The following is a 24,564-nucleotide window of genomic DNA, read 5'->3' on the forward strand; positions in this document are numbered from 1 at the left end:
CGTCGGCGGTGTGACCGAACCGCTCAGTCCTGTGCTCACCGAGGCCTTGCGGGCGATGGAGCGCGACGGGCCGGTGATCCGGACCGCGTCCGAGGAGAGTCCGCCGCGGGCGGAGTACGAGCCGACCGCCCTCGGGCGCTCGCTTCCCAACCCTTTGGCGGCCGCCCGCGATCGGGCGCGTGAGCGTCCCGCGGAGATGGCCCAGGCTCGTGAGGCCCACGAGCGCCGTGCGGCCGGGACGGCGCCTCACCGCAGCGGTGATCCGGAAGGCGCGCTGCCCCGATGACGTCGGCCGGATACTCGGCGACGCCGCTCGCCAAGAAGCTCGGCATCAAGGCGGGCCATGAGGTGGTGCTCGTGCACCGGCCGCAGGACTGGCGCATTCCCGAGCTGCCCGCGGATGTGACGGTCCATGGGACCGAGCGGGGGCGGGCGGCGGATGTGACCGTCGCGTTCTTCCGTACGCACGCCGATCTCGAGCGCGACGCTCCCGGGCTGGTCTCCTGCCTTCCGCCTGCCTCCTCGCTGTGGATCGCGTGGCCGCGCCGGGCGGGGGGCCATGAGTCGGACATCACGGAGAACGACCTGCGGGAGCTCCTGCTGCCCACCGGGCTGGTGGATGTGAAGGTGGCAGCGCTCGGCGAGCACTGGTCGGGCCTGAAGTTCTCCTGGCGCAGGGAGAACCGCCCGCGGTAGCCTCAGCGGCCCTCTTCGACCGGTTCAAGGATCGCCACACACTCCACGTGGTGCGTCATCGGGAAGAAGTCGAAGGCGCGCAGTGAGGCGGGACGGTAGCCCTTGTCCGCGAAGAAGGACAGGTCGCGGGCGAGGGCCGCCGGGTCGCACGCCACGTAGGCGATGCGGCGGGCGTCCAGGCCCGAGAGATGGGAGACGACCTCCCTGCCGGCGCCGGCGCGAGGGGGGTCCAGGACGATCAGGTCGGTCTCGGTGATGCCGGTGCGCGGCAGGACCTTTTCGACCTTGCCCTGCTCGATGCGGACGTTGTCCATGTCCCGCAGGTTGTGGCGGGCGTCGTCGACCGCCTGGCGGGAGGACTCGATGCCGAGGACGGCGCGCACATTCTGGGCGAGCGCCCCCGCGAAGAGACCGACGCCGCAGTAGAGGTCGATCGCCGTGTCCCCCGGCTTGGGGGCGAGCCCCTCCAGCACGGCGAAGACGAGGGTGTCGGGGGCCGCGGGGTGGACCTGCCAGAAACCGCCCGAGCTGACCCGCCAGGTGCGGTCGGCGGCGCGTTCGCGCACGAACGGGCGGCCATGGGTGCGGTGGGCACCGCCCTGGTCGTCGATGCGCAGCACCGAGACCGGCCGGTCCAGTCCGACGAGCGGCAGCCGCCCGCCGGGCCGCGGGGTGATGAGCACTTGGCGGTCGTTCGACCCGGTGGCCGTGATGGCCTCGACGGCGGCGGTGTCCGGCCACTGCCGTGACTCCACGCCCAGCTCCTGGATGCCGGGGGCGGCGATCAGGCAGCGGTCGACGGGTTCGACGTCGTGGCTGCGGTGGCGGCGCAGTCCCGCACGGCCGGAGTCGTCCACGGTGTACTGCACCCGGGTGCGCCACGCGGGGACCTGCCCGGCCGGGACCTTGTCCCCGGGGTGCGGCTCGACGCTGCCGTCCCACCCGGCCTCGGCCGGGGTGAGCCCGGCGAGGCGCTGGAGCTGCTCGGTGATGACCTCGGCCTTGAGCCTGCGCTGGGCGCCCGGGGTCGCGTGCTGCCAGTCGCAGCCTCCGCACCTGCCGGGGCCGGAGAACGGGCACGGGGCCTCGATCCGGTCCCGGGACGCCTCGATGACCTCGACCGCGTCGGCACGCAGGAAGCGGGAGCTCTCGGTGCCCTCGGTGACGAGCGCTACGACGCGCTCCCCCGGCAGCGCGTGGCGCACGAACAGCACCCGGCCGTCGTGGCGGGCGACGCAGTGCCCGCCGTGGGCGACCGGCCCCACCTCGACCTCGTACCGTTCGCCGGCCAAGGCGGCGGAGTCGTCCTGGGGGTGGGTTCGCACGGGGGACTTGCTCCTTGATCGGACTCGCGGCAGACGTGTCAGTCTACGTGCGCTCGGGCGCGCGCCGCTTCGGGCCCGAGTCGGCCCGGGGCTCACCGCGGCGCACCGAGCCCGGCGCGTTCCAGTCGCGGGGCTGCCTGCGCCGCTCGGAGGAGGCCAGCTGCCAGGGCACGGAGGTGACCATCACACCGGGCTTGAACAGCAGGCGGCCCTTGAGCCGCAGGGCGCTCTGGTTGTGCAGCAGGTGCTCGTACCAGTGGCCGACGACGTACTCGGGGATGTAGACGGAGACGACGTCGCGGGGGCTGGTCCTGCGCAGGTTCTTGACGTAGTCGACGACCGGGTCGGTGATCTCGCGATAGGGCGAGTCCAGGATCTTCAGCGGTACGTCGATGCCTCGGTCCTCCCACTCCCGCTGGAGCGCCTTGGTCTCGGCCGGGTCGACATTGACCGTGATCGCCTCGAGGGTGTCGGAGCGGAAGAGCTTGGCGTAGGCCAGGGCGCGCAGGGTCGGCTTGTGGAGCTTGGAGACGAGGACGATCGAGTGGACCCGGGAGGGCAGTACGTCGTCGTCCGCCGCCTCGGCGGAGGCCAGCTCGTCGGCGACGCGGTTGTAGTGACGCCTGATGCCGGTCATGATCGCGTAGAACATCACCATGCCCAGCACCGCCACATAGGCGCCGTGCGTGAACTTGGTCAGGAGCACGACGACGAGCACCATGCCGGTGAAGAACGCGCCGAAGGCGTTGATCGCCCGGGAGCGGACCATGTGGCGGCGCTTGGCCGGGTCGGTCTCCTGGGCGAGGTGGCGGTTCCAGTGCCGCACCATGCCGGTCTGGCTGAGGGTGAACGAGACGAAGACGCCCACGATGTACAGCTGGATCAGCCGGGTGGAGTCCGCGCCGTAGGCGTAGACGAGCAGCGCCGCGAACAGGGCGAGCAGGACGATGCCGTTGCTGAACGCCAGGCGGTCGCCGCGGGTGTGCAGCTGGCGCGGCAGGTAGCGGTCCTGGGCGAGGATCGAGCCGAGGACCGGGAAGCCATTGTACGCGGTGTTCGCCGCGAGGAACAGCACCAGCGCGGTGACGGCGGCGAGGAAGATGAACGGGATCGAGTTGTGCCCGAAGACCGCCGAGGCGACCTGGGCGATCACCGGGTCCTGGGTGTATCCGGGTCCGGCCGGCTTCCCGTCGATCAGGATGTCCGTCGCCGGGTGGTCGGACATGCGGACCTTGGTGTTCAGGGCCAGCGCGATGATGCCGCAGAACATGGTGACGGCGAGGCCGCCCATGAGGGCCAGGGTGGTGGCGGCGTTCTTCGACTTCGGCTTGCGGAAGGCCGGGACGCCGTTGCTGATCGCCTCGACGCCGGTGAGGGCGGCACATCCGGAGGAGAACGCGCGCAGCAGGAGGAAGACCAGGGCGAAGCCGCCGATGCCGGAGACCTCCTGGTGCACCTCGTAGTGCGCGGTGGGCGCGAGCATGTTGTCGCCCGAGGCGAGGCGGATGATGCCCCACCCGATCATGATCATGACTCCGGCGACGAAGGCGTAGGTGGGGATCGCGAAGATCGACCCGGACTCGCGGACACCGCGCAGGTTCATCAGCATCAGCACGACGATCATGCCGATGGCCGAGAGCACCTTGTGCTCGTTGAAGAAGCCGATGGCGGAGCCGAGGTTCTCCACTCCGGAGGCGACCGACACGGCGACGGTGAGCACGTAGTCCACGAGCAGGGCGCTGGCCACGGTCAGGCCGGCGCGGGGGCCGAGGTTGGTCGTGGCCACCTCGTAGTCGCCGCCGCCGCTGGGGTAGGCGTGGACGTTCTGCCGGTAGGACGCCACCACGGTGAACATGAGCACCACGACGGCGACCGCGATCCACGGGCTGTAGTGGTAGGCGGAGACCCCTGCCACGGAGAGCACGAGCAGCACTTCGCCCGGCGCGTAGGCGACGGACGACAGCGGGTCGGACGCGAAGACGGGGAGCGCGATGCGCTTGGGGAGAAGGGTCTCTCCCAGGCGGTCGCTGCGAAGCGCCCGGCCGATGAGGATTCGTTTCGGCAGGTCGGTCAGTTTGGACACGCTGAGGATCGTAAGGGCTGAAGGTGGAAGACACACACTCGCTGCCCGAACACTTGACCAAACCGGAGCACTGAATGGGTGTCCGATCGGGGCGGGCGGGCGTGAGGAGGTATGAGGTTTCCCGGTTTTCTCCGCCGCGCCCGGGGCACCCGTGGACCGTGTTCCTGCTGAAGCCACCCGGGGTGTACTCCCCGCAGGCCGACACCGACCTGCTCGCGCAGGCTCTGCGCCGCGAGGAACGGGTGCCGGGGGCGCGCGTCCTCGACATCGGCACGGGTACCGGCGCCCTGGCGGTGGTGGCCGCCCGTGAAGGAGCCGCGAGCGTCACCGCCGTCGACATCTGCCCCAGGGCGGTGCTGGCGGCGCGCCTCAACGCGATGCTGCGCGGCCTGGAGATCCGGGTCCTTCGCGGCGACCTCACCCGCCCCGTCCACGGCCGGTCCTTCGACGTCGTCCTGACCAACCCGCCGTACGTGCCCTGCGCGACGGAGTGGCTGCCCCGCAGGGGCCCCGCGCTGGCCTGGGACGCGGGGCAGGACGGCCGGGCGGTGCTGGACCGGGTGTGTGCCCAGGCCCCGCCGCTGGTGGCACCCGGCGGGGTCCTCCTGATGGTCCACTCGGGGCTGTGCGGGGTGGCCCCTACCCTGGCGCGCCTGGAGGGCGCGGGGCTGCGGGGGACGCTCGTCGGCCGCCACCGGGTCCCCTTCGGCCCGGTGCTGCGGGCGCGGGCGTCGTGGCTGGAGGCACGCGGCCTGATCCAGCCGGGGGAGCGCACGGAGGAACTGGTGGTGATCCGTGCCGTCCGCCCCTGAGAACCGGCGAGGATCCGCCCCTGAGATCCGGCGAGGAACGGACGAGCCCCGGAGGGTCAGGCTGGTGCCCGGGGGCCCGATGCTCGTGGAGGGCCCGGTGGAGATCGTCCTGGAGGACGGCAGCACGGTGGTCTGCGACCGCTTCCAGGTGGCGGTGTGCACCTGTCGCCGCAGCAGGGCGTACCCCCTGTGCGACACCAGCCACCGCCGCCGCAGGCACACGGCGCACGAGGAGTGAGGGCGCGGACGGCGCCGGTCAGGATGTGGCCGGCTGCGGCAGGGGCCGACGCAGGCAGGTCCGGTCCTTGTGCCAGTTGGTGAGGATGTGCTCGGCCAGGCGGGCTTCCACGAAGTCCGTGGCCCTGATGCCCAGCACCACGTCCTGGGCGAGAGCCGGTTCGTGGTCGAGGAGGTCGGCCATGACCTCGTTCCGCACGACCTGCTCGTGGACCGCGTCCGCTTCCACGTGCTCGGTGTAGAAGAAGGCGCCCCTCGGCCCGGCGCCCAGCCGCTGGAGCGCCTTCGCCATCCGGAACGCGCTGGGCGAGGAACTGGTCTCGGCGGCGGCGAAGTGGCCCACCAGCGCGCCGCGCAGCGACCGGTGGAGGCCGAACAGGGACATCATGTTGACCACGGCCAGCATCGGGGTGGGCGCCGCGTCCAGGTAGCGGCCGTACGCCGGGTCCAGCCCCGCCTGCGCCATCATGTCCGCGAACAGCCGGGCGTGCAGGCGCTCACCGCGTCCGCCCCCGAACTCGTCGAACTCCACCGCGACGAGAGACGCCTTCGCCTGCCCCTGGAGCCGGGGGATCACCCAGGCGTGCGGGTCCGCCTCCTTCAAGTGGTAGACCGAACGCAGGGCGAGGTATTCGCGCATCTGCCACCACTCGCCCTTGCCGAGCAGGTGGTGCGAGACCCCGGTGCCCTCCACCGGCTCCTCCAGGAGCGGTTCCAGGGCCGCCGTCGCATCGCTCCCCGGCTCGGTGCCCGCACGCAGCGCCGCCAGGAAGGCGCGCTCCCACGTGCCCCGCAGGCTCAGCAGGCCGGCGTCCCACTCCCACTCCGCGTCCACCCCGGCGAATCCCCGGTAGTGCAGCTCGTAGCAGAGGTACAGGGCGAGCTGCGCGTCGTCACCCAGCGGGTCCGCGGCGCGGACGTCCACGGGCGGCGGGGCGAGGGAGCCGGGTTCGCCCCGCAGTGCGGCCATCACGTGAGCGGACAGCGGGCCGCGGGCACCGGGGAGGGCCGGCTCGGCCGCGTCACGGGTGGCGGTGGCGGTGCCGTCGCTGGAAGTGGCGGAGGTCATGACATGGCTCCACTTCGTAGGGCTCGGATCCGTCCGTGTGCCCTCGACCGCGCCGGTTATGCGCCCGCCTTCCTCCCCCACTCCCCCGCCTGGCCGGGCGAGGTGGACTCCGCCAGCAGGTCCAGGACCGCCCGGATCCCTCCCCCGGCGGCGGCCGTGCGCTGCCGCAGGGCACCCGTGCCTGCCCCGGTGACGGCGCCGAGCAGCGCGCGTGCCTCCTCCAGGTCGCCCAGCTCCTCCAGCGCGGGCCGGATCCAGGCGAGCAGGTCCCTCACCAGCCACACCGCCGGGACCTGCCGCTCGTGGACCGCGTCCACCCCGGGCCCGTCCAGCCCGTACCTGGCCGCCGACCAGAGCGCCGCGTCGGCGATCACGTCCCGCACCACCGGCTCCGGCCGCCCCTCCCGGTGTTCCGCGAGCGCGGTGCGCACCATCGCCCGGGTCAGCAGCGCCTGGAGGACCGCCTCGTCGACGGTCAGTGCCGCGTCGGCCGCGCGTACCTCGACGGTCGGCAGGTGGCCGGACGGGCGCGCGAGCCAGAACGTCATCCGCTCGTCCATGAGCACACCGCATTCCACGAGAGCGCCCAGCCGACCGTCCCACTCCTTCTGCGAGCCCGTCCACGGCGGCACTCCCCCGCCGGGGAACCGGCTCTGCGCCACCATGCGCCAGCTGTGGCAGCCGGTGTCGCGTCCCCGCTCGAACGGCGAGTTCACCGAGATCGCGAGCAGGGTGGGCAGCCAGGGGCGCAGCCGGTTCACCACCGCCACCGCGCTCTCCCGGTCGGGCACGCCCACGTGCACATGGCACCCGCACGCCTGGTAGTCGGCGACGACCCCGGCGTAGACGTCCGAGATGCGCTCGTACCGGTCTGTGGGCGTGGTCGGCGGTGGCGGTCCCTCGAGGACGGGCATGCCCACGGACAGCAGCCTGGCGCCCTCGGCGGCGGCGACCTCCGCGAGGCCGCCGCGCGCCGTGGCCAGGTGTTCTCGCAGCTCGTCCGAGCGGGTGCAGATACCGGTGGCGGCCTCGATCTGCGTGGTGAGCATCTCCGCTTGGCGCGCGGCCCCCGGGGCGGGCGGCCCCTGAGCGGACGCGCGCGCGAGTACCCGCGGCGCCACGGCGGCCGGGCGCCCGGTGTCGGCGGCGACGAGCAGGAACTCCTCCTCGACCCCGAAGGTGCGCCCCGCCGTGTCCGTGTCCCCCTCTGCCTGGTCCCCCTCTGCCTGTCCCACAGCATCCTCCGGTTCGCGTCGGGCGGCCGTCATCCGTGGTGCACTGGAAAGGTCAACGACGCCATGGTCGCATCGCCGGGAGGGACCGGTAGCGTTACCGGCGGCGGCGACACGAAGTCCCCGCCGCCACAGGGTCAGCCCTTTGCCGACGGAAGGAAGATGAACGGTGTCTGCGCAGGTCGGAGCACTAGGGAAAGGTGCGAGGTAGAGACCTCATGCACATCGTCATCATGGGCTGCGGCAGGGTGGGCTCCGCCCTCGCGCAGACCCTGGAACAGCAGGGACATACCGTCGCCGTCATCGACCAGGACCCGACGGCGTTCCGGCGGCTCGGCTCCGGGTTCACCGGGCGCCGGGTGACCGGTGTCGGCTTCGACCAGGACACGCTGCGCGAGGCGGGGATCGAGGAGGCCGGGGCCTTCGCCGCGGTCAGCAGCGGCGACAACTCCAACATCATCGCGGCGCGGGTCGCCCGCGAGATGTTCGGCATCGAGAACGTGGCCGCGCGCATCTACGACCCCCGGCGCGCCGAGGTCTACCAGCGCCTGGGCATCCCCACCGTCGCGACCGTGCGGTGGACCGCGGACCAGATGCTGCGGCGGCTGCTGCCGTCCGGCTCGGAGCCGCTGTGGCGGGACCCGAGCGGAGGGGTCCAGCTCGCCGAGGTGCACACCTCCCCGGCGTGGGTGGGCGAGCGCGTGAACAAGCTCCAGGAGGAGGCGGGTGTGCGCGTCGCCTTCGTCACCCGATTGGGCGAGGCGGTCCTGCCGACGTCGTCCACCGTCCTCCAGGAGGGCGACCTGGTGCATGTGATGATGCGCTCGGACGAGGTCGAGCAGGTGGAGGCGGTCTTCGCCAAGGGCCCTGAGGAGAAGTACTGATGAGGGTCGCTATTGCTGGTGCCGGGGCGGTGGGCCGCTCCATCGCGGGCGAACTGCTCGAGAACGGTCACGAGGTGCTTCTCGTCGACAAGGCCCCTTCCGCCATCTCCGTGGAGCGGGTCCCGCAGGCCGAGTGGCTGCTGGCCGACGCGTGCGAGATCACCTCGCTGGACGAGGCCGCGCTGCAGCGCTGCAATGTGGTGATCGCCGCGACCGGCGACGACAAGGTCAACCTCGTGGTCTCGCTCCTGGCGAAGACCGAGTACGGGGTCCCCAGGGTCGTGGCGCGGGTGAACAACCCGAAGAACGAGTGGCTGTTCAACGAGGCCTGGGGCGTGGATGTGGCCGTGTCCACACCGCGTCTGATGTCGGCGCTGGTCGAGGAGGCCGTGAGCGTAGGCGACCTGGTGCGGCTGCTGCGGTTCAGCCAGGGTGACGCCAACCTCGTGGAGCTCACCCTCCCGCCGGACGCCGCCCTCGTCGGCACACGTGTGGGGGATGTCAGCTGGCCCGAGGACACCTCGCTGGTGACGATCATCCGCGGCCGCCGGGTGCTCACACCGAGCAAGGACGACGCCCTGGAGGCCGGTGACGAGCTGCTGTTCGTGGCCGCCCAGGCGCGTGAGGAGCAGTTGGAGGACCTGCTGTCGGTGCAGCGCGAGGACGTGCGCGACTGACCCGGCCCGTACGCGGGCCGGTACACGCCCAGTACGGGGCCAGTACAGGCCAGTACACGCGCGAGGGTCCCGGGAGCGGTGCTCCCGGGACCCTCGCGTTGTGGGGACCCTCGCGTTGTGGAGACTGCCGCTAGAGATTCTTCCCGGCGGTGTCGCGCCGCCCGTCCTCGTCGTCGAGGACGACCTTCACGGGCGGTGGCGCCTTGGCGAGGATCAACCAGGTGAGGTAGACCGCGAGCAGGAACGGCGGGATGCCCAGCGCCACCTTCAGCCAGCCCAGCAGGGTCACATCATGGGTGAAGTAGACGGGGAAGAGGATCAGCGGCTTGATCGCCATGATCCCCGCCCAGACCCAGGTGGCCTTCAGATAGGCCTTGTACCGGCCCGGGTTGTTCCTCTTCCACGTGAGGTTCTCGCCGAGGATCGGGCCGAGCAGCACGCCGATCAGCGGCCAGCGCACCACCGCGGAGACGATGAAGGCGATCACGTAGCCGACGCTGTAGATCAGCCCCGGCAGGTAGAAGTTCTCGGCCTTGCCCGACTTCGTGGCGATGAACGCGCCGATCGCGACACCGAAGACACCGCTGAGCGCGTGCTGGAGCGTCTCGCGGCGGAGCAGGCGGACGAGGGCGAACGCCGCGGTGAGGCCGAACGCCGACCACGCGGCCGGGGCGACCTTGTGCGTGATGGTGAAGACGACGACGAAGACCAGCCCCGGCAAGGTGGTGTCGACCATGCCGCGAACGCCGCCGAAGGCCTTGATCAGCGTGGCCGCGGCCTCGCGGTTGGCCTCCTCGTGGGCCGCCCGGCGCTCCTCCTCCGTGGGCTGCGCGGCCTCATCCGCGGTCCGGCGGACCATCCCGTCGAGGGGGCGCCCGAGCGCCTCGTCCACGTGATGATCCATCGCGGTGGTGTCCTCGGGGGCGTCTGCCATGCTCACTCCTGACCGACCGGTCGCAGCTCGTACTTGGGATTGAACAGCACCGGACGTCCCCGGTTCATGGAGACCCGGCCCGATGCGATGAGCTTGCGGCCAGGTTCTATACCGGCGATGGCGCGGCGGCCGAGCCACACCACGTCGAGGGCGGCGGAACCGTCGAACAGCTCCGCCTCGAGGGCGGGCACGCCCGCGCGCGGACGCAGGGTGACGGTGCGCAGCGTACCGGTGACGGTGACGATCTGCCGGTCGCCGCACGTGGCGATCGGTGTGCACCCGGCATCGGCCGCGTCCTGCTGCAACTCCTCGGCCTGCAGCTCCTCCTGCGTGGACGCGAGCCTGCCCAGCATGCGGCGCAAGCGCCCCTGAGGACGTTTGTTCCCGGTGGCACCAGTCATGCGGGAAGGGTACCCGGATGATCCGGCCGATCGGAGACCTCGCAGATCGGGCCCCCGGGGTGCGGCGCTCGGACGCGGCGCCGAAACGCGGGACTCAGGGCTCGAAGCGGTAGCCCATGCCCGGCTCGGTGACGAAGTGGCGGGGGTGGGAGGGGTCGGCCTCCAGCTTGCGGCGAAGCTGCGCCATGTACACCCGAAGGTAGTTGGTCTCGGTGCCGTACGAGGGCCCCCACACCTCCTGGAGCAGTTGCCTCTGACCGACCAGGCGCCCGGTGTTGCGGACCAGGACCTCGAGCAGGTGCCACTCGGTCGGGGTGAGGCGGACGTCGCCGCCGTGCCGGTTGACCTTCTTGGCGGCCAGGTCGACGGTGAAGTCGTCGGTCTCCACGAGCACCGTGTCCCCGGCGGTCGATGGCGCGGCCCGGCGCACGGCGGCCCGCAGCCGGGCGAGGAGCTCGTCCATGCCGAAGGGCTTGGTGACGTAGTCGTCGGCGCCGGCGTCGAGGGCCTCGACCTTCTCGTCGGAGGTCTGGCGGGCGGACAGCACGATGATCGGCACCCTCGTCCAGCCGCGCAGCCGCCGGATCACCTCGACCCCGTCCATGTCCGGCAGGCCCAGGTCGAGCACGACCGCGTCGGGATGGCGGGCCGCGGCGAGCCGGAGCGCGGCGGCGCCGTCGTGGGCCGCGTCGACCTCGTACTTCCTCGCCCTGAGGTTGATCACCAGCGCCCGCACGATCTGCGGCTCGTCGTCCACCACGAGCACCCGCGTCATATCGAGTCCTTTCCACGGGGGGCCGGGGCACCCGAGGGCGTGAGGCTGCCGAAGGCGGCGGCCCTGAGCGTCAGCACCATGGTCAGGCCTCCGCCGGGAGTGTCCTCCGCGACGAGCGTTCCGCCCATGGCTTCGGCGAAGCCGCGCGCCACCGCGAGCCCCAGGCCGACCCCGCTGCCGCGCGGGACGTCGCCGTAGCGCTGGAAGGGTTCGAAGATCCCGTCCTTGGCCGCGTCGGGGACACCCGGGCCCTGATCGACCACCCGCAGCTCCACCCGGTCCCCGAGGGCGCTGCCCGACAGGAGCACGGGCTCGCCGTCGGGGCTGTACTTGACGGCGTTCTCCACGACGTTGGCGACGCTGCGCTCCAGCAGTCCGGGGTCGGCGGCCACCATGGGCAGGGACTCGGGGATGTCGAGGACCACGCTGCCGTCCGGGACCCCGCCCAGCGCCACCGGGACGACCTCGTCCAGGTCCACCTCGCGCACCAGCGGGGTGACGGTCCCCGTCTGCAGGCGGCTCATGTCGAGGAGGTTGCCGACGAGGTGGTCGAGGCGGTCCGCGCCCTCCTCGATCCCGGCGAGCAGTTCGGCCTCGTCCTCGGGCGACCAGGCGACATCGTCGGAGCGCAGGGAGGAGACAGCGGCCTTGATGCTCGCCAGCGGGGTGCGCAGGTCGTGGGAGACGGCGGCGAGCAGGGCGGTGCGGATGCGGTTGCCCTCGGCGAGCTCGCGGGCCCGCTCAGCCTCGCCGACCAGGCGCTGGCGGTCCAGGACGACGGCGGCCTGCGTCGCGAACGCCCCGAGCACCCTCCGGTCCTCGGCGGGCAGCACCCGGCCCCTGAGGGCGAGCGCCAGGCGGTCCCCGACGGGGACGTCCACATCGGCGTCGTCGGGGCGGCGCACCGGATCACGGCCGACACTGCCGACGCACGACCAGGGCGCGAGGTCGCTCTCCCGCTCCAGCAGGGCCACGGACTCCATGGCGAACGTCTCGCGGACCCGTTCCAGGAGGGCGGGCAGCGCCGTCTCGCCGCGCAGGACGCTTCCGGCGAGGAAGCCCAGCGTCTCGGCCTCGGCGCGCAGCCGGGCGGCCTGCTGGGTCCTTCGGGCGGCGACGTCGACGACGGAGGCCACCGCCGCCGCCACCAGGATGAAGATGCCGAGCGCCAGCACATTCTCGAACTGGGAGATCGTGAAGGTGTGGGTCGGCGGGGTGAAGTAGTAGTTCAGCAGCAGGGAGCCGATGACCGCGGCTGCCAGGGCGGGGAAGAGGCCGCCGAGCAGCGCCGCCGCCACCGTGCAGGTGAGGAAGAGCAGCATGTCGGTGGCGAGGCCGCTGTCGGTGTGCGTCAGCAGCAGGGTGAGCAGGGCGGGGCCGGCGACCCCGGTCAGCCCGCCCGCGACCACCCGGGAGCGGCCCAGCCGGGCACCGCGCCCGATGGGCAGGCCGCGTCCCTTGGCGGCGTGCTCGTGGGTGACGATGTGCACGTCCACGTCGCCCGACTCACGGGCCACGGTCGCCCCGACCCCGGGCCCGCCGAGCATGTACTGCCAGGGGGAGCGGCGGCTGCTGCCGAGGACGATCTGGGTGGCGTTGACCCCTTTGGCGAACTCCAGCAGGGCCCTGGGGACGTCCTCGCCGATCACCGAGTGGAACGTTCCGCCGAGGTCCTCCACCAGTGCCCGCTGGACGGCGAGCTCCTTGGGAGACGCCCCGGTCAGGCCGTCGCTGCGGGCGATGTAGACGGCCAGGAGCTCGCTGCCGGAGCCCTTGGCCGCGATCCGGGCGGCACGGCGGATGAGAGTGCGGCCCTCCGGCCCTCCGGTCAGGCCGACGACGATCCGCTCCCTCGCCTGCCAGGTGGAGGAGATGTCGTGCTCGGCGCGGTACTCCTGGAGGTACTCGTCCACGCGGTCGGCGGTCCACAGCAGGGCCAGCTCGCGCAGGGCGGTGAGATTGCCCGGGCGGAAGTAGTTCGACAGGGCGGCGTCGACCTCGTCGGGGGCGTAGATGTTGCCGTGGGCCATCCGGCGGCGCAGCGCCTGGGGGGACATGTCCATGAGCTCGATCTGGTCGGCGCGGCGGACCACCTCGTCAGGGACGGTCTCCGGCTGGCGAACCCCGGTGATGGACTCCACGACGTCGCCGAGCGACTCCAGGTGCTGGATGTTGACGGTCGATATGACGTCGATCCCCGCGTCGAGGAGTTCGTCGATGTCCTGCCAGCGCTTGGTGTTGCGGGAGCCGGGGACGTTGGTGTGGGCCAACTCGTCCACGAGGGCCACGGCGGGCCGACGGGAGAGCACGGCGTCCACGTCCATCTCGGTGAACGCGGCGCCCCGGTACTCCAGCGTGCGTCGCCGCACGGTCTCCAGGCCGTCCAGCAGGGCCTGGGTGCGGGCGCGGTCGTGGTGCTCCACGAAGCCCACCACGAGATCGGTCCCCCGCTCGGCACGGCGGTGCGCCTCGGAGAGCATGGCGTAGGTCTTTCCGACGCCGGGCGCTGATCCGAGGTAGATGCGCAGCTTGCCGCGGGCCATGGGTCCCATTCTCTTCTGCCGTATCGCGTGTTCGCAGGTCAGACCTTACGACTCCTACTTCGGACATAACGGATGCAGGAGCCGTTCCGCCGCTGTCTTGGCGCGGCCTTGACGCGTTGGCCGACGCCTCGGCCCACGCCTCGGCCCACCCGTTGGCGGGGCGTTGGCGCTTCGCGCAGTTGTCACGACCGTGCAATACGCCGTGCATGGATCGGCCCGCGCCGCGTTGCCAGGATGGATCCATGCCCACCGCAGCGCTCTGCTCCCGCCGCCATATCGACCTGTGTCGTGTGGCCGCCGCGCTGTGTGCCCGCGGGCGCCGCGCGGCGGCCTGAGCCGGGGGCCGTCCGGCCCCGCCGGACGCCGGATCCAGTCGACCGTTCGCTCCGGCCCGCCCAACCGGGTTCTCGGATGCGCACGGGGCGCGGCGACAGCGCCTCGGCCGCCGGCCGCTCGGCCAGGCGGGCGCTCGATTCCTCGGCCGACCGCAGTCCCGGACGCGCGTGCAGCGCCGGGGGCAGCGGCTGCACCGCTGGGGCGGGGATGGAGGCTCGACCGGTCGGCCGTTCGGTCCACAGGACGATTCCGGCTCCCACCGGAGTCCCCGAAGGCGCGAGGCACGCCGCGGCAGCGGCTGCACCGCTCGGCCCGACGCGACGCTCGACCGGGCGGCCGTTCGGTCCACCGCGACAGTTGTCCGGCTCCGACCGGAGTCCCCGGACACACGCGCCACGCCCGGGACGGCTCGGCCGGGCGGGACGCTCGATCCCGGCCCCTCGGGCCGACCGACGTCCCCGGATGCACGCGTCGCAGCCGGGGGCAGCGGATGCACCGCTCGACCGGGCGGCCGTTCGGTCCACCGCGACAGTTGTCCGGCTCCGACCGGAGTCCCCGGACATGCGCGCCGCGCCGGGGGCGGCGGCTCGGCGTTGGATCCGCTCGGTCCGGCCCCCGGCTCCGACCGGGGGCTCGGGCAAGGGCGGGGCGGCGGGCACGCCGCCCAGCGCGCAGGCCGCCCCGCATTAGTTGCTCACCGTGAGAAAAGCACGTCCCGCCCCGAAGTCCGGCCCCCACGGGAGGACATCTCATGCTCCACCGCATCGGACCCGTCGGCGACGGGCGCCGTCAGGCGAACACCGCGGCCGTCCTGCGGGCCGTCCTCGACAACGGACCGGTCTCGCGCAGCGAGGTCGCCCGGCTCACCGGCCTCAGCCCGGCCTCGGTAACCCGGCAGTACGCCGAACTCGCCCGTCTGGGCCTGGTACGGGAACTGCCGCCCATGACGAGCACACGCGTCGGCCGCCCCCAGGTGCCCATCGACGTGGCCGCCGCCGCGGACGGCGACGGCCCGGTCGTCGCCGGGGTGCACCTCGCCGTACCGGGCACGCGCCTGGTCCTGGTCGATCTGCGCGGGCGGGTGCTCGCGCAGGAAGTGCTCGAACGCGAGCGGCGCGATCCCCCGTTCGTGCTGGGGCAGGCCACGGAACGGCTCCCCGGCTTCCTCGAGGAGCACCTGGGCAGTCGGCGGGCGCTGGCTCTCGGGGTCGCCGTGGGCGGCTGGGTCGATCCCGGCCGGGGCGTCGTCGTCGAGCATGTGCCGCTGGGGTGGAACGGCGTCCCGGTGCGGGAGTTGCTGGGTGCCGCCGGGCTGCCGGTCCATGTGGACAGCCACTCCCGCGCACTCGCCCACGCCGAAGTCCTCTTCGGCGACCCGAGGGCACGGCGCAGCCTCGTCCATCTGTTCGTGGGCAATGTGGTCGATGCCGCACTGGCCACGGGCGGCACTGTCCACCACGGTCCCCGTGCGGGCGCGGGCGATGTCGCGCATCTGCCCCTGGGCGAGGCGTCGGTGCGATGTCCCTGCGGGCGCACCGGCTGTTTCCAGGCCGCGGTCTCGGAGGCCGCTGCCGCCAACCGGGCGGCCGACCTGGGGATCGTTCCCGCACCGGACTTCAACGATCTCCTGGACGCGGCGGCAAGCGGCGACCGGCGTGCCGACGCCCTTCTTCGCCGTCGCGCCCGGCTCACCGGCCGCGCCGTGGCCCTCCTGCTGGACGTGGTCAATCCGGAGGTGCTGGTCCTCACCGACCAGAGCCTGATCCTCTCGCCGCACTACCTGCCCGAGGTGCACGAGGAGGTCCGTGCCCACTCGCACGTGTGCGACGACCCGGAGGAGGTGGTCGTGCCGTCGAGCTTCGGGACGGATGTCCTGGGCGTCGCGGCCGGAGCCGTCGTCCTCGCCGATCTCTACCAGCGCCCGCTGACCCTGCTCGATTCACCGCTCAACCCACAGCCCAGCTCACAACCCAACTCACAACCCGATTCGCTGCCCGCTCCACCCCCCGCTGCACCGCTCGACCCACCACTCGATTCGCACCTCGGTCCACCGCTTTCCTCACCATCCCAACTCCCCCAAGGAGCCCTGCCATGACCACCGCCCTGTCCCTCACCGTCTCCAAGGTCGCCGGAAACATCGGCGCCCGCATCGACGGCGTGGACCTCGCCTCCGACCTGGACGACTCCGTGATCGCCGCCATCCGCGCGGCCCTGCTGGAGCACAAGGTCGTCTTCTTCCGCGGCCAGAACCTGGACGCCGACTCCCAGGAGGCGTTCGCCCGGCGCTTCGGCACCCCGACCACCGCGCACCCCACCGTCCCCGCCCTGGAGGGTGCCCCGGCCGTCCTGGACCTGGACTACGGCCGCACGACCGGGCGGGCCAACCACTGGCACACCGACGTCACCTTCGTCCAGCACCCGCCGCTCGGCTCCCTGCTGCGTGCCGTCACCATCCCTCCCGCGGGCGGTGACACCGTATGGGCCGACACCGCCCGCGCCTACCAGAGCCTGCCGCCGGAGCTGCGCGAACTCGCCGACCGCCTGTGGGCGGTGCACTCCAACGCCTACGACTACGTCGCCGACGCCAAGCCCGGGGACGACACCGAGGACGCCAGGCGGCACCGCGAGGTCTTCACCTCGACCGAGTACGTCACCGAGCACCCCGTGGTGCGGGTCCACCCGGAGACCGGCGAACGGGTCCTGGTCCTGGGCGGATTCGTTCGCCGCTTCGTCGGCTGGACCGGTGAGGACTCGCGTGACCTGCTGCGCATCCTGCAGAACCACGTCACCCGGCTGGAGAACACGGTGCGCTGGCAGTGGGCACCGGGAGATTTGGTCTTCTGGGACAACCGGGCGACCCAGCACTACGCGATCGCCGACTACGGCACCGACCCGCGGCGCGTGCAGCGCATCACGCTGGCCGGGGACGTCCCGGTGTCGGTGACAGGAGAGCGAAGCCGCTCGATCACGGGCGACGACACGCACTACAACACGGCGCTGGCGTCCTGAACGCTGTTCGAGCGCCCGCGCGCGAGCAGCCGGCGAGTACCGACTGGGCCGGGCACCCCCGCGGTGTCCGGCTCAGGCGGGTTTGCGGGCGAGGCCGCCGACCATCAGGCGCTGGGCGATCGTCAGGGGGCGGCGCACTCCGCCTTCCGGGCGCCACTGGGGCAGGTGGACCACACCGGGCGGCACGAGGTCCAGCCCGTCGAAGTACGCCGCTATCTGCTTGGTCGAGCGGAAGCGCCCGGTGCCCAGGCCCGACAGCAGTGCCTGTTCCAGGGCCAGTGCCTCGGGTGTCCCGGCGCAGAAGTGGGTGAGGAACAGATGGCTGCCCGGCGCGAGGGCGTTCGTGTACGCGCGCACGATCCCCGTGGGGTCCTCGTTGTCGTTGAGGTAGTGGATCACGCTCACGAGCATCATTCCCACGGGCCGGTCGAAGTCGATGGCGGCCCGCAGATCGGGGTGGTCCAGCACCGCCTTGGGCCGGCGCAGGTCCGCGGTGACCACCGTTGTCCGGTCGTTCTCCGCGAGCAGGGCCCGGCCGTGGGCCGAGACCACCGGGTCGTTGTCGACGTAGACCACCCGGGTGTCGGAGGCGACGCTCTGGGCGACCTCATGGGTGTTCTGCGCGGTGGGCAGGCCGGAGCCCAGGTCGACTAACTGGCGGATGCCCGCCTTCACCATGTAGCGCACGGCGCGGCCGAGCATCGCCCGGTTGTCGCGGGCGACATCGCGGATCTCTGGAACGATCCGCTGCGTCTGCGCGGCCACGGCCCGGTCCGCCGCGTAGTTGTCCTTCCCTCCGAGGATGGCGTCGTAGACACGCGCGATGTTCGGCCTTGTGTGGTCGATCACTGATGAGCCCCCCGGAACCCCTCGATTCCTTACGGTAGGTCAGCTTATGTGACGGACCGCCATGTTGAGCAGGAGCGTTGCACATCTGAACGCCTATGCACAGCAAGAATCGGTTTCGACTCGTCATTGGCGCCGCGCGAGCGGTGCCGCCCGTGGACAGTGCGACGGCGGGCGGCCCCTGGGGCAGGGAGCCGCCCGCCGTCGAGCCCGGCGCGCTTCCGGCTCGGCCCGCCCCGCGCTCCCCCCGCGTCGCGCTCGGGCCCCTGTCGCGCTCGGCCCCGTCGCGCTCAGCCCGAGGCGGCCGCCAGCCCCGTGTCGATCAGCTCGGCGTGGTGGCGGCGGGCCACCGCGGGGTGCGCGCGGACCCAGCCCTTGATCTCGTTGCGCCCGTACTCGGCGAACAGCGGGTTGGCCGGGTCCTCGGTGACACCGGGAGCGAGGTGGGCGTGCGGGAAGGGCACGGGCTCGATACGGGCGTCGAGCCGGGGGTTGTAGAAGAACGGCACGGAGAAGCGCTCCCGGCTGCCGGGCGGGCTCACGACCCGGTGGTTGGTCGCCTTGAGGTAGCCCCTGGTGGCAACCTCCAGCAGTTCGCCCAGATTCACCACGAACGCCCCCGGCATCGGCGGCACATCGAGGAACGAGCCGTCCCGTGTCTCGACCTGGAGGCCGCCGACCCCGTCCTGGAGGAGCAGGGTCAGGAAGCCGTAGTCCTTGTGGGCGCCCACGCCCTGTCCGGCGCCGTCGGGGGCGCTGCCCGGGTACCGGACCAGCTTCAGGTGCAGATGGGGGCGCTCGGCGAACGCACCGTCGTAGAAGGTCCGCGGCGCGCCGATCGCGGCCAGCAGCTCCCGCAGAAGCCTACGGGCCACCGCGCTCAGCCGGTCGACCCAGCCGAGGGCGGCGGTGCGCAGCTCGGGCAGGGAGGCCGGCCACTGGTTGGGACCCTCCAGCCACCAGTATCCGGGTTCGTCGGGGCCGGGGACTCGAGCGGCGCGCTCGGCGCCTATGTCGAGCTGGTCGCGCCAGTCCTGGCTGCCGCCCGTGCGCTCGTCGCCGACGCGGGTGTAGCCGCGGAAGTGCGGTGAGTTCAGATTGCTGATGGCGAAGCGCTCGGCCTCGGGAAGGGCGAAGAAGGCCCGGACGGCCCGCATGAGCGCGTCGGTCTCGGCGGCGCGGACGCCGTGGCCGACGAGGTGGAAGAAGCCGACATCGCGGGCGGCGGAATGCAGCGAGTCACGCAGACGGGCACGGGCTTCGGGATCACCGGTGGCCGCTGCCAGGTCGATGAGGGGGAGCTCATTGGTCATGGGGTTTCCACAGCCTCCACAGCTTGAGGAACCGGTCCGGTCCAGCGGTGGCTGGACGGCCCGCGGTCGCGCAGGGTGAGGCGGCAGCCGCGGTGGCCGGATGGATGGCGAGGGTATGCCTGGCCCGGAAACGGGCGAAAGGGGGAGAATCAGCCGATGCGGAGACAGGACATGCTCGTGACGCGGACGAAGTCCACGTGGCGGCGGCTGACGAGCATGGTCACGCGGGAAATCGTAGGTCATGGGTGCGAATGGGCCAGCATTCGGGCCCCGGGGGGCGGCCGGACGGTGGCCCCGCGGTGGCCCCGGGGCGGGTGGGGCGGGTGGGTCGGCGGTCCGCGGCGCAAACCCGTGGCCGCTGTCAGTGGTGGGTGCCACACTCGGTCGCATGTCACGGAAAGTAGTGGATCAGCTGCCCGAGCCCCGTTCCGTCGCCGAGCTGACCGCCGCGGTGGCCGGGGACCCCGGGCTGGAGTACCTCCTGTTCTGGGGTCATCGTCCGCAGCGGGACGGCAGTGTCGGGCCCGGGTGCCTGAGCCAGTGGTGGCCGTCGCCGTTCGAGGTGGAAGGGACGAGGTACGCCACGGCGGAGCACTGGATGATGGCGGGCAAGGCGCGCCTGTTCAGGGACGAGGAGGCACTGGGGCGCGTCCTGGAGGCTCCGCATCCGGGGGCGGCGAAGAGCGAGGGCAGATCCGTCCGCGGCTTCGACGAGCAGACCTGGCGCGCCCACCGGTACGAGCTGGTGGTGCGGGGCAGCGAGGCGAAGTTCGCCGCGCGTCCGGAGCTGAGGGCCTTTCTGCTCGGGACCGCTCCCCGGGTACTGGTCGAGGCCAGTCCCGTGGACCGCATATGGGGGATCGGGCTGGCGGCGGACGACGAGAGGGCGAGTGATCCGCAGCGCTGGCGGGGGCTCAATCTGCTGGGCTTCGCCCTCATGGAGGCCAGGGCACGTCTGGCCGCCGCCGGGGAATGACGGGCGGCGTGCGCTGGTGCATGCGCTTCGTCGCGGGCGGCCCGCGGTTCACGGGCATGCCGCCGTTCACGGCGCCGTGACTTCGCGGCGTCGTGACCGCGGCTGCCGCCGACGCGGTGGCAGACTGCCCGGGTGACCTTGATCGAGACACCGAGACTCAAGCTGCGGCGCTTCCGCGAGGAGGACCTGGACTCCTTCGCCCGGATGTGCGCCGACGCCGAGGTGATGCGGTACCTCGGCGGTCCCGCCGACCGGGACGAGGCATGGCGGGCCATGGCGCTCTTTCTGGGCCATCAGGATCTGCGCGGCTACTCCGTCTCGGCCGTCGTGGAGAAGTCCACCGGACGGCTGGTCGGGCGCGGCGGCCTGTGGCGGCCGCAGGGCTGGCCAGGTCTCGAGGTCGGCTGGGTGCTGGAGCGGCAGTCGTGGGGCAGGGGGTACGCCACCGAGCTTGGGCTGGCCTCCCGGGACTTCGCGTTCAACGAGCTGGGGGCCGCGGATCTGTGCTCGTTGATCCACCCGGCCAACCGGGCCTCGATCGCCGTCGCCGAGCGCATCGGCCATCACCTGCTCGGGGAGATCCAACTCCTGGGCCGCACCACGCTGATGTACGGCCAGGAGGCGCCGACGTACGGCCGGCAGACGCCATGAGCGGTGGCGCCGGGCGGACACGCGAGCCCGATGGAAGCTCATGGATGCACGCCGGGCGCGCCGGGCGCACGCCCGTCTCACCGCACTTCACAGCGGTAAGGCTGCCTGTTCGATCAAGGAGTGCGATGCCTCACAGGGGTGGTGCTGACCGGAAAAGCCGCTGATCGGAGGCGAGTTGATCGGCAGAATGGTGACGTGCCGCACTTCGCCGAGATCCTTCTTGCCGACGAGACCTCCGTCCGCCTCGAGTTGGCGCCGGTGGGGGACGCCCCCGTCGTCCCGACCACGGTGCCCGGCGGTTCCGACGACCTTCCCGACGACCTTCCCGACGGGTTCGCGGGGGTGGCACCGGTGGCCCGCGGCTCCGGCGCGCCGGCCGTCGCACTGGACACCCTGCGCGCCGTCCTGCGCCCCCTCGGCCCCTTGCTCCAGGAGGTCCACGACGCCGTGGCGGCGACCCCGGACCGGCCCCAGGAGATGAATGTCTCGTTCGGCGTGCAGATCGGGCAGGACCTCAAACTGGGCATCGTGGGTACGAACGGCCAGGCCAGCCTGACGGTCTCGGCCACATGGCAGCTACCGGCGCACGATGGCGCCACCGCTTCGGGGGCGCGCTGAGCGATGGTCTGGTTCGGGCGGGTCGGCGACAGCGGTGATGACGGCGCACGTGCGGCGCTGGTCGGGGTGGTCCACCAGGACGGCAGCCGTACCGCGGGCGCCGGGGTCTACCTGTCCGGGCGGACCCTGCTGACCTGCGCCCATGTCGTCAACGACGCGCTCGGCCAGGGGATGTTCCATCAGGTCCACCCCGGCGAGGTCACCGTGAAGGTCACCTTTCCGGGCAGCGGCACGGGCACCAGGCACCCCGCCCGGCTGATCCTGTGGGTCCCTCCGGGCGGTGACGAGGGCGCGATGGAGTGGAGCGGCGATGTCGCGCTGCTGGAGCTCGAGAGCGACCCTCCCCCGGCCGTGCGCCCCGTTCCATGGCTGGAGATGGCGGACGGCCAGCAGGTGCGCGCGTGGTACGGCGGCGGGCAGCGCTTCACCTACGCCCAGGCCCGGGTGGGCTCGTGCGACGGGCGCATCGGCTACCTGGACGGGCAGTTGTCGGGAGCGGCCATCGGCCCCGGCTACAGCGGGGGCCCGCTGTGGTCCGAGCGGGACGGCGCCGTCGTGGGGCTCGTCGCCGGGCAGGCCACGGCTCCGGCGGGAGCGTTCACTCCGCGGCATGTCGTCCGGCGCAGCTGGGGCATCGCGCTGCAGGCCGTGCGCCACGAGCTGGAGCGGGCGGGTGCCGCCCATCTGCTGTCCTCGAGGCGGCCCGCGCCCGCGGTGGACGAGGGGTTGCGGCACCGGCTGCTCGGGGCGCTCACCGCTCTGCTCGGCGACCCTTCCCTGCGCGCCGACCGGGCCCGCGCGCTCGCCGCCAGGTGCGGGCTGCGGGCCCCGGACGACAGCTCGGCCCCGACCCTGGAGGAACTGGCCGATGTGCTCGTGGAGGTGGACCGGGCGCTGCCGACCCTCGCCGAGTCGCTGGTCCCGGCGCTCGGGGACGCCCGCGCGCGGGAGGCGCTGGACCAACTCCTGGCCGTGGGCCGCCTGCTCGCCCCCTCGCACCTGCTCTCGCACACCGAGCACAACCGGCTGCTGACCCGGCTGGTGAGCCTGGCCGAGCAGGACTCCGGCTCACTGCCGCGGGCCGTGCGCGGCGCGCTGCCCTACGTGGAGCTGCCCTCCGCGCTGCGTCTGCCGCAACTGCCCCCGGTCCGGGTCGAGGAGGCGGTGGCCTCGCTGGAGCAGTTCACCGGCGACAGCACCCCCGTCCCTTACGGCACGGCCCGGGTGCCCGCTCTGCTGAGGGTGGTCGAGTATCTGGCCGCGGGTCTGGGCGAGCCGGTGCGCGAGGAGCTGCGCCAGTGGTGCCAGGACGTGGCGGTCAGGCTGGGGATCCACCGCTCCGCGCTGGCGGAGCGCCGTTCCGACGCCGTCGCCTGGGCCGAACAGGCGGGCGCACGGCAGCGGTCACGGGTGGTGGTGGAGCTGTCGACCCGCTTCGGGGATCCCGAGGACACCTACCGCTGCACGGTGTGGCAGGGCCGCCCGGACGGCTCGGCGGCACGGGTCTCGATCGGCGAGGACCGCCCCCGGCCGCCCCAGGAGATCGCCCGCCTGGTGCGCGACGTCGAGGAGGGCGTCCAGAGCGGCAGCGGGGCGAGCGGTGTGCCGTCGGTGGCGTTCGTCGTGGACCGCTCGGGTCTGCAACTGCCCGTGGACGAGTGGGACAGCGCCGACTCCGACGCGATCATGCCCGAGGTGCTGGGTGAGGACTGGCATGTCGTGCTGCGCTGCCCGGAGCTGCGCCGCAGGTCACGCACGGGAGAGGCGGATCTGACCCGGCGCTGGGCGGAGCGCGGCCGCTCCGCCCCGCTGGTGGTGGACCAGCGGTTCTCCGATGCCCGCCAGGTCATCGCGGAGTTGAAGACCGAGTGCCGGGACTGCGGCCATGTGGTGCTGCACGGGCCCCGGGAGCACCGCGGCAAGCTGCTCGAGGTGTGCCTGGCGATGGGTGTGCCCGTGGTGCTGTGGGACCGCGAGGCCGATGGGCACGAGCAGGCGGACCTGCTGGACCCGGTGAGCCCGACCGGACCGCCGGACGGGCTGCCCGAACGGGTCCGCTTCTTCCGTGTCAAGGCATACTCGGCGCCGCGCTCGCACCAGGCCAGACCCGCACTGGTGTGGGAGGACGCCGCGCAGTCACTGCCCGGCGAGCTGTGGCTGGCCGACCCCGACAGCAGGCAACGAACGGAGACACGATGACGGGCACCGGCGACTGGCGGCTCTTCCGGGGCGACGGCGCCGCCCGGCGGGTGGAGTTCCCCGAGGCGCCCCCGTGGCGCAGCTTCTCCTCCGGCGAGGGCCGATCGGGGCCGTGGGAGCGCCCCTACCTGATCGAGCGGCGGCACGCCGACGTCGTCAACGCCGCCCTGCACCTGCGCCGTCCCCTGCTGGTGACGGGGCACCCGGGGACCGGCAAGTCCTCGCTGGCGCACGCCGTGGCGCACGAGCTGACGCTGGGCCGGGTCCTGCGCTGGCCGGTCAACAGCCGCTCCACCCTCCAGGACGCGCTCTACCGGTACGACGCGATCGGGCGGCTGCGCGAGGCCAACCTCCACCGCGGCAACGGGGAACAGGAGCCCGGCATCGGCAGCTATGTTCGCCTCGGCCCGCTGGGCACGGCGCTGGCGGGCACCGGGAGGCCCCGGGTACTGCTGGTCGACGAACTCGACAAGGGCGATGTGGACCTGCCCAACGACCTGCTGACGGTCTTCGAGGAGGGCGAGTTCGAGATTCCGGAGCTGGCCCGGCTGCCCGAGGAGCAGTCCCAGGTGTCGGTGCTGACCGCCGATCCGGGTGAAGAGGCGCTGGTGCACCGCGGGAGAGTGGACTGCCGGGAGTTCCCGGTGGTGGTCATCACCAGCAACGGCGAACGGGACTTCCCTCCCGCGTTCCTGCGCCGCTGCATCCGCCTGGACCTGCCCGACCCGGACGAGCGCCAGTTGCGCGACATCGTCTCGGCGCACCTGGGCGACAGCTCGATGGCCGCGGTGGACGGGCTGATCCAGGCCTTCCTCAACCGCCGCGCTCCGGGCGAACTGGCCACCGACCAGCTCCTCAACGCGGTGTTCCTGCGCATGAACGGGGTCGACATGAACGCCGAGGGGCTGCTGGAGGCCGTGCTCCACCGGCTGGGCGGAACGGTCTGAC

At 72.5% G+C, this 24,564-nt stretch carries 23 protein-coding genes; 13 read left to right on the plus strand and 10 right to left on the minus strand.

Features of this window, described 5'->3' with window-relative positions:
- The first annotated feature begins 10 nt into the window (after window positions 1-10).
- Both IEY86_RS19055 and IEY86_RS19060 read left to right on the plus strand, forming a co-directional pair.
- Window positions 11-286, plus strand: a complete 276-nt coding sequence (locus IEY86_RS19055; RefSeq protein WP_229698567.1) for a winged helix-turn-helix transcriptional regulator — start codon at window positions 11-13, stop codon at window positions 284-286.
- The gene (locus IEY86_RS19060; RefSeq protein ID WP_189132956.1) at window positions 283-696 is read left to right on the plus strand and encodes a DUF3052 domain-containing protein; all 414 of its coding nucleotides are present in this window, start codon (window positions 283-285) and stop codon (window positions 694-696) included. The genes IEY86_RS19055 and IEY86_RS19060 overlap by 4 nt, the downstream gene beginning before the upstream one ends.
- Window positions 697-698: 2 nt before the next feature.
- Here the strand turns inward: IEY86_RS19060 and IEY86_RS19065 are convergent, their stop codons facing one another.
- Window positions 699-2,021 (minus strand): class I SAM-dependent RNA methyltransferase, encoded by a 1,323-nt coding sequence (locus tag IEY86_RS19065; protein ID WP_189132957.1) that lies wholly within the window; start codon window positions 2,019-2,021, stop codon window positions 699-701.
- 43 nt (window positions 2,022-2,064) lie between these two features.
- The gene (locus IEY86_RS19070; RefSeq protein ID WP_189132958.1) at window positions 2,065-4,104 is read right to left on the minus strand and encodes an APC family permease; all 2,040 of its coding nucleotides are present in this window, start codon (window positions 4,102-4,104) and stop codon (window positions 2,065-2,067) included.
- A 158-nt stretch (window positions 4,105-4,262) separates the two neighbouring features.
- Here IEY86_RS19070 and IEY86_RS19075 point away from each other — a divergent pair, with 158 nt between their 5' ends.
- Complete coding sequence (locus tag IEY86_RS19075; RefSeq protein ID WP_229698568.1) at window positions 4,263-4,916, plus strand: HemK2/MTQ2 family protein methyltransferase; 654 nt, start codon at window positions 4,263-4,265, stop codon at window positions 4,914-4,916.
- On the plus strand, window positions 4,900-5,154 hold the full coding sequence (locus IEY86_RS38125; protein ID WP_373287053.1) for a CDGSH iron-sulfur domain-containing protein: 255 nt from the start codon (window positions 4,900-4,902) through the stop codon (window positions 5,152-5,154). Before IEY86_RS19075 ends, IEY86_RS38125 begins: the two co-directional genes overlap by 17 nt.
- An 18-nt stretch (window positions 5,155-5,172) precedes the next feature.
- On the opposite strand, the gene IEY86_RS19085 is transcribed toward IEY86_RS38125, so the two are convergent.
- Window positions 5,173-6,222 carry an iron-containing redox enzyme family protein gene (locus IEY86_RS19085; RefSeq protein WP_189132960.1) on the minus strand — a complete coding sequence of 350 codons (1,050 nt, stop codon included), beginning with the start codon at window positions 6,220-6,222 and terminating at the stop codon, window positions 5,173-5,175.
- Between the two features lie 56 nt (window positions 6,223-6,278).
- Complete coding sequence (locus tag IEY86_RS19090; protein ID WP_229698569.1) at window positions 6,279-7,457, minus strand: carboxylate-amine ligase; 1,179 nt, start codon at window positions 7,455-7,457, stop codon at window positions 6,279-6,281.
- A gap of 215 nt (window positions 7,458-7,672) precedes the next feature.
- Between IEY86_RS19090 and IEY86_RS19095 the strand changes: the two genes are divergently transcribed.
- Together IEY86_RS19095 and IEY86_RS19100 are read left to right on the plus strand one after the other, a co-directional pair.
- Window positions 7,673-8,338 (plus strand): potassium channel family protein, encoded by a 666-nt coding sequence (locus IEY86_RS19095; RefSeq protein ID WP_189132962.1) that lies wholly within the window; start codon window positions 7,673-7,675, stop codon window positions 8,336-8,338.
- On the plus strand, window positions 8,338-9,015 hold the full coding sequence (locus IEY86_RS19100; protein ID WP_189132963.1) for a potassium channel family protein: 678 nt from the start codon (window positions 8,338-8,340) through the stop codon (window positions 9,013-9,015). The genes IEY86_RS19095 and IEY86_RS19100 overlap by 1 nt, the downstream gene beginning before the upstream one ends.
- A 130-nt stretch (window positions 9,016-9,145) precedes the next feature.
- Here the strand turns inward: IEY86_RS19100 and IEY86_RS19105 are convergent, their stop codons facing one another.
- From IEY86_RS19105 to IEY86_RS19120, 4 genes are all read right to left on the minus strand, one after another.
- A complete protein-coding gene (locus IEY86_RS19105; RefSeq protein WP_229698570.1) occupies window positions 9,146-9,949 on the minus strand; it encodes a DUF3159 domain-containing protein in 804 nt (267 codons plus the stop codon).
- Window positions 9,950-9,951: 2 nt separating this feature from the next.
- A complete protein-coding gene (locus IEY86_RS19110; protein ID WP_189132964.1) occupies window positions 9,952-10,350 on the minus strand; it encodes an OB-fold nucleic acid binding domain-containing protein in 399 nt (132 codons plus the stop codon).
- Between the two features lie 94 nt (window positions 10,351-10,444).
- Window positions 10,445-11,125 carry a response regulator gene (locus IEY86_RS19115; protein WP_189132965.1) on the minus strand — a complete coding sequence of 227 codons (681 nt, stop codon included), beginning with the start codon at window positions 11,123-11,125 and terminating at the stop codon, window positions 10,445-10,447.
- The gene (locus IEY86_RS19120; protein ID WP_189132966.1) at window positions 11,122-13,668 is read right to left on the minus strand and encodes a DUF4118 domain-containing protein; all 2,547 of its coding nucleotides are present in this window, start codon (window positions 13,666-13,668) and stop codon (window positions 11,122-11,124) included. The genes IEY86_RS19115 and IEY86_RS19120 overlap by 4 nt, the downstream gene beginning before the upstream one ends.
- Window positions 13,669-14,755: 1,087 nt before the next feature.
- Here IEY86_RS19120 and IEY86_RS19125 point away from each other — a divergent pair.
- Together IEY86_RS19125 and IEY86_RS19130 are read left to right on the plus strand one after the other, a co-directional pair.
- Complete coding sequence (locus tag IEY86_RS19125; RefSeq protein WP_189132967.1) at window positions 14,756-16,099, plus strand: ROK family transcriptional regulator; 1,344 nt, start codon at window positions 14,756-14,758, stop codon at window positions 16,097-16,099.
- Complete coding sequence (locus IEY86_RS19130) at window positions 16,096-17,013, plus strand: TauD/TfdA dioxygenase family protein (RefSeq protein WP_189132968.1); 918 nt, start codon at window positions 16,096-16,098, stop codon at window positions 17,011-17,013. Before IEY86_RS19125 ends, IEY86_RS19130 begins: the two co-directional genes overlap by 4 nt.
- A 72-nt stretch (window positions 17,014-17,085) precedes the next feature.
- Here IEY86_RS19130 and IEY86_RS19135 read toward each other — a convergent pair whose 3' ends face one another.
- Both IEY86_RS19135 and IEY86_RS19140 read right to left on the minus strand, forming a co-directional pair.
- Window positions 17,086-17,862, minus strand: a complete 777-nt coding sequence (locus IEY86_RS19135) for an SAM-dependent methyltransferase (protein WP_189132969.1) — start codon at window positions 17,860-17,862, stop codon at window positions 17,086-17,088.
- A 287-nt stretch (window positions 17,863-18,149) separates the two neighbouring features.
- On the minus strand, window positions 18,150-19,172 hold the full coding sequence (locus IEY86_RS19140) for an isopenicillin N synthase family dioxygenase (RefSeq protein ID WP_189132970.1): 1,023 nt from the start codon (window positions 19,170-19,172) through the stop codon (window positions 18,150-18,152).
- A gap of 388 nt (window positions 19,173-19,560) precedes the next feature.
- Here IEY86_RS19140 and ybiA point away from each other — a divergent pair, with 388 nt between their 5' ends.
- The 5 genes from ybiA (at window position 19,561) to IEY86_RS19165 (ending at window position 24,563) form a co-directional block, all read left to right on the plus strand.
- A complete protein-coding gene (gene ybiA / locus IEY86_RS19145) occupies window positions 19,561-20,148 on the plus strand; it encodes a riboflavin biosynthesis intermediates N-glycosidase (protein WP_189132971.1) in 588 nt (195 codons plus the stop codon).
- 132 nt (window positions 20,149-20,280) lie between these two features.
- Window positions 20,281-20,799: a GNAT family N-acetyltransferase gene (locus IEY86_RS19150; protein WP_189132972.1), complete on the plus strand. Its 519-nt coding sequence runs from the start codon at window positions 20,281-20,283 to the stop codon at window positions 20,797-20,799.
- A gap of 195 nt (window positions 20,800-20,994) precedes the next feature.
- Window positions 20,995-21,417: a CU044_2847 family protein gene (locus IEY86_RS19155; protein ID WP_189132973.1), complete on the plus strand. Its 423-nt coding sequence runs from the start codon at window positions 20,995-20,997 to the stop codon at window positions 21,415-21,417.
- A 3-nt stretch (window positions 21,418-21,420) separates the two neighbouring features.
- Entirely contained in the window at window positions 21,421-23,616 is a 2,196-nt protein-coding gene (locus IEY86_RS19160; protein WP_189132974.1) for a VMAP-C domain-containing protein, read from the plus strand.
- Window positions 23,613-24,563 carry an AAA family ATPase gene (locus IEY86_RS19165; protein ID WP_189132975.1) on the plus strand — a complete coding sequence of 317 codons (951 nt, stop codon included), beginning with the start codon at window positions 23,613-23,615 and terminating at the stop codon, window positions 24,561-24,563. Before IEY86_RS19160 ends, IEY86_RS19165 begins: the two co-directional genes overlap by 4 nt.
- Window position 24,564: the final 1 nt, after the last annotated feature.

The sequence above is a fragment of the Wenjunlia tyrosinilytica genome (assembly GCF_014646055.1).
GTDB lineage: Bacteria > Actinomycetota > Actinomycetes > Streptomycetales > Streptomycetaceae > Wenjunlia > Wenjunlia tyrosinilytica.

Coding starts and splice junctions, on each gene's coding strand:
- IEY86_RS19060 (WP_189132956.1), top strand. CDS start 283: ATGACGTCGGCCGGATACTCGGCGACGCCGCTCGCCAAGAAGCTCGGC.
- IEY86_RS19085 (WP_189132960.1), bottom strand. CDS start 6,222: ATGACCTCCGCCACTTCCAGCGACGGCACCGCCACCGCCACCCGTGAC.
- IEY86_RS19095 (WP_189132962.1), top strand. CDS start 7,673: ATGCACATCGTCATCATGGGCTGCGGCAGGGTGGGCTCCGCCCTCGCG.
- IEY86_RS19100 (WP_189132963.1), top strand. CDS start 8,338: ATGAGGGTCGCTATTGCTGGTGCCGGGGCGGTGGGCCGCTCCATCGCG.
- IEY86_RS19105 (WP_229698570.1), bottom strand. CDS start 9,949: ATGGCAGACGCCCCCGAGGACACCACCGCGATGGATCATCACGTGGAC.
- IEY86_RS19110 (WP_189132964.1), bottom strand. CDS start 10,350: ATGACTGGTGCCACCGGGAACAAACGTCCTCAGGGGCGCTTGCGCCGC.
- IEY86_RS19115 (WP_189132965.1), bottom strand. CDS start 11,125: ATGACGCGGGTGCTCGTGGTGGACGACGAGCCGCAGATCGTGCGGGCG.
- IEY86_RS19120 (WP_189132966.1), bottom strand. CDS start 13,668: ATGGCCCGCGGCAAGCTGCGCATCTACCTCGGATCAGCGCCCGGCGTC.
- IEY86_RS19125 (WP_189132967.1), top strand. CDS start 14,756: ATGCTCCACCGCATCGGACCCGTCGGCGACGGGCGCCGTCAGGCGAAC.
- IEY86_RS19130 (WP_189132968.1), top strand. CDS start 16,096: ATGACCACCGCCCTGTCCCTCACCGTCTCCAAGGTCGCCGGAAACATC.
- IEY86_RS19140 (WP_189132970.1), bottom strand. CDS start 19,172: ATGACCAATGAGCTCCCCCTCATCGACCTGGCAGCGGCCACCGGTGAT.
- ybiA (WP_189132971.1), top strand. CDS start 19,561: ATGTCACGGAAAGTAGTGGATCAGCTGCCCGAGCCCCGTTCCGTCGCC.
- IEY86_RS19160 (WP_189132974.1), top strand. CDS start 21,421: ATGGTCTGGTTCGGGCGGGTCGGCGACAGCGGTGATGACGGCGCACGT.
- IEY86_RS19165 (WP_189132975.1), top strand. CDS start 23,613: ATGACGGGCACCGGCGACTGGCGGCTCTTCCGGGGCGACGGCGCCGCC.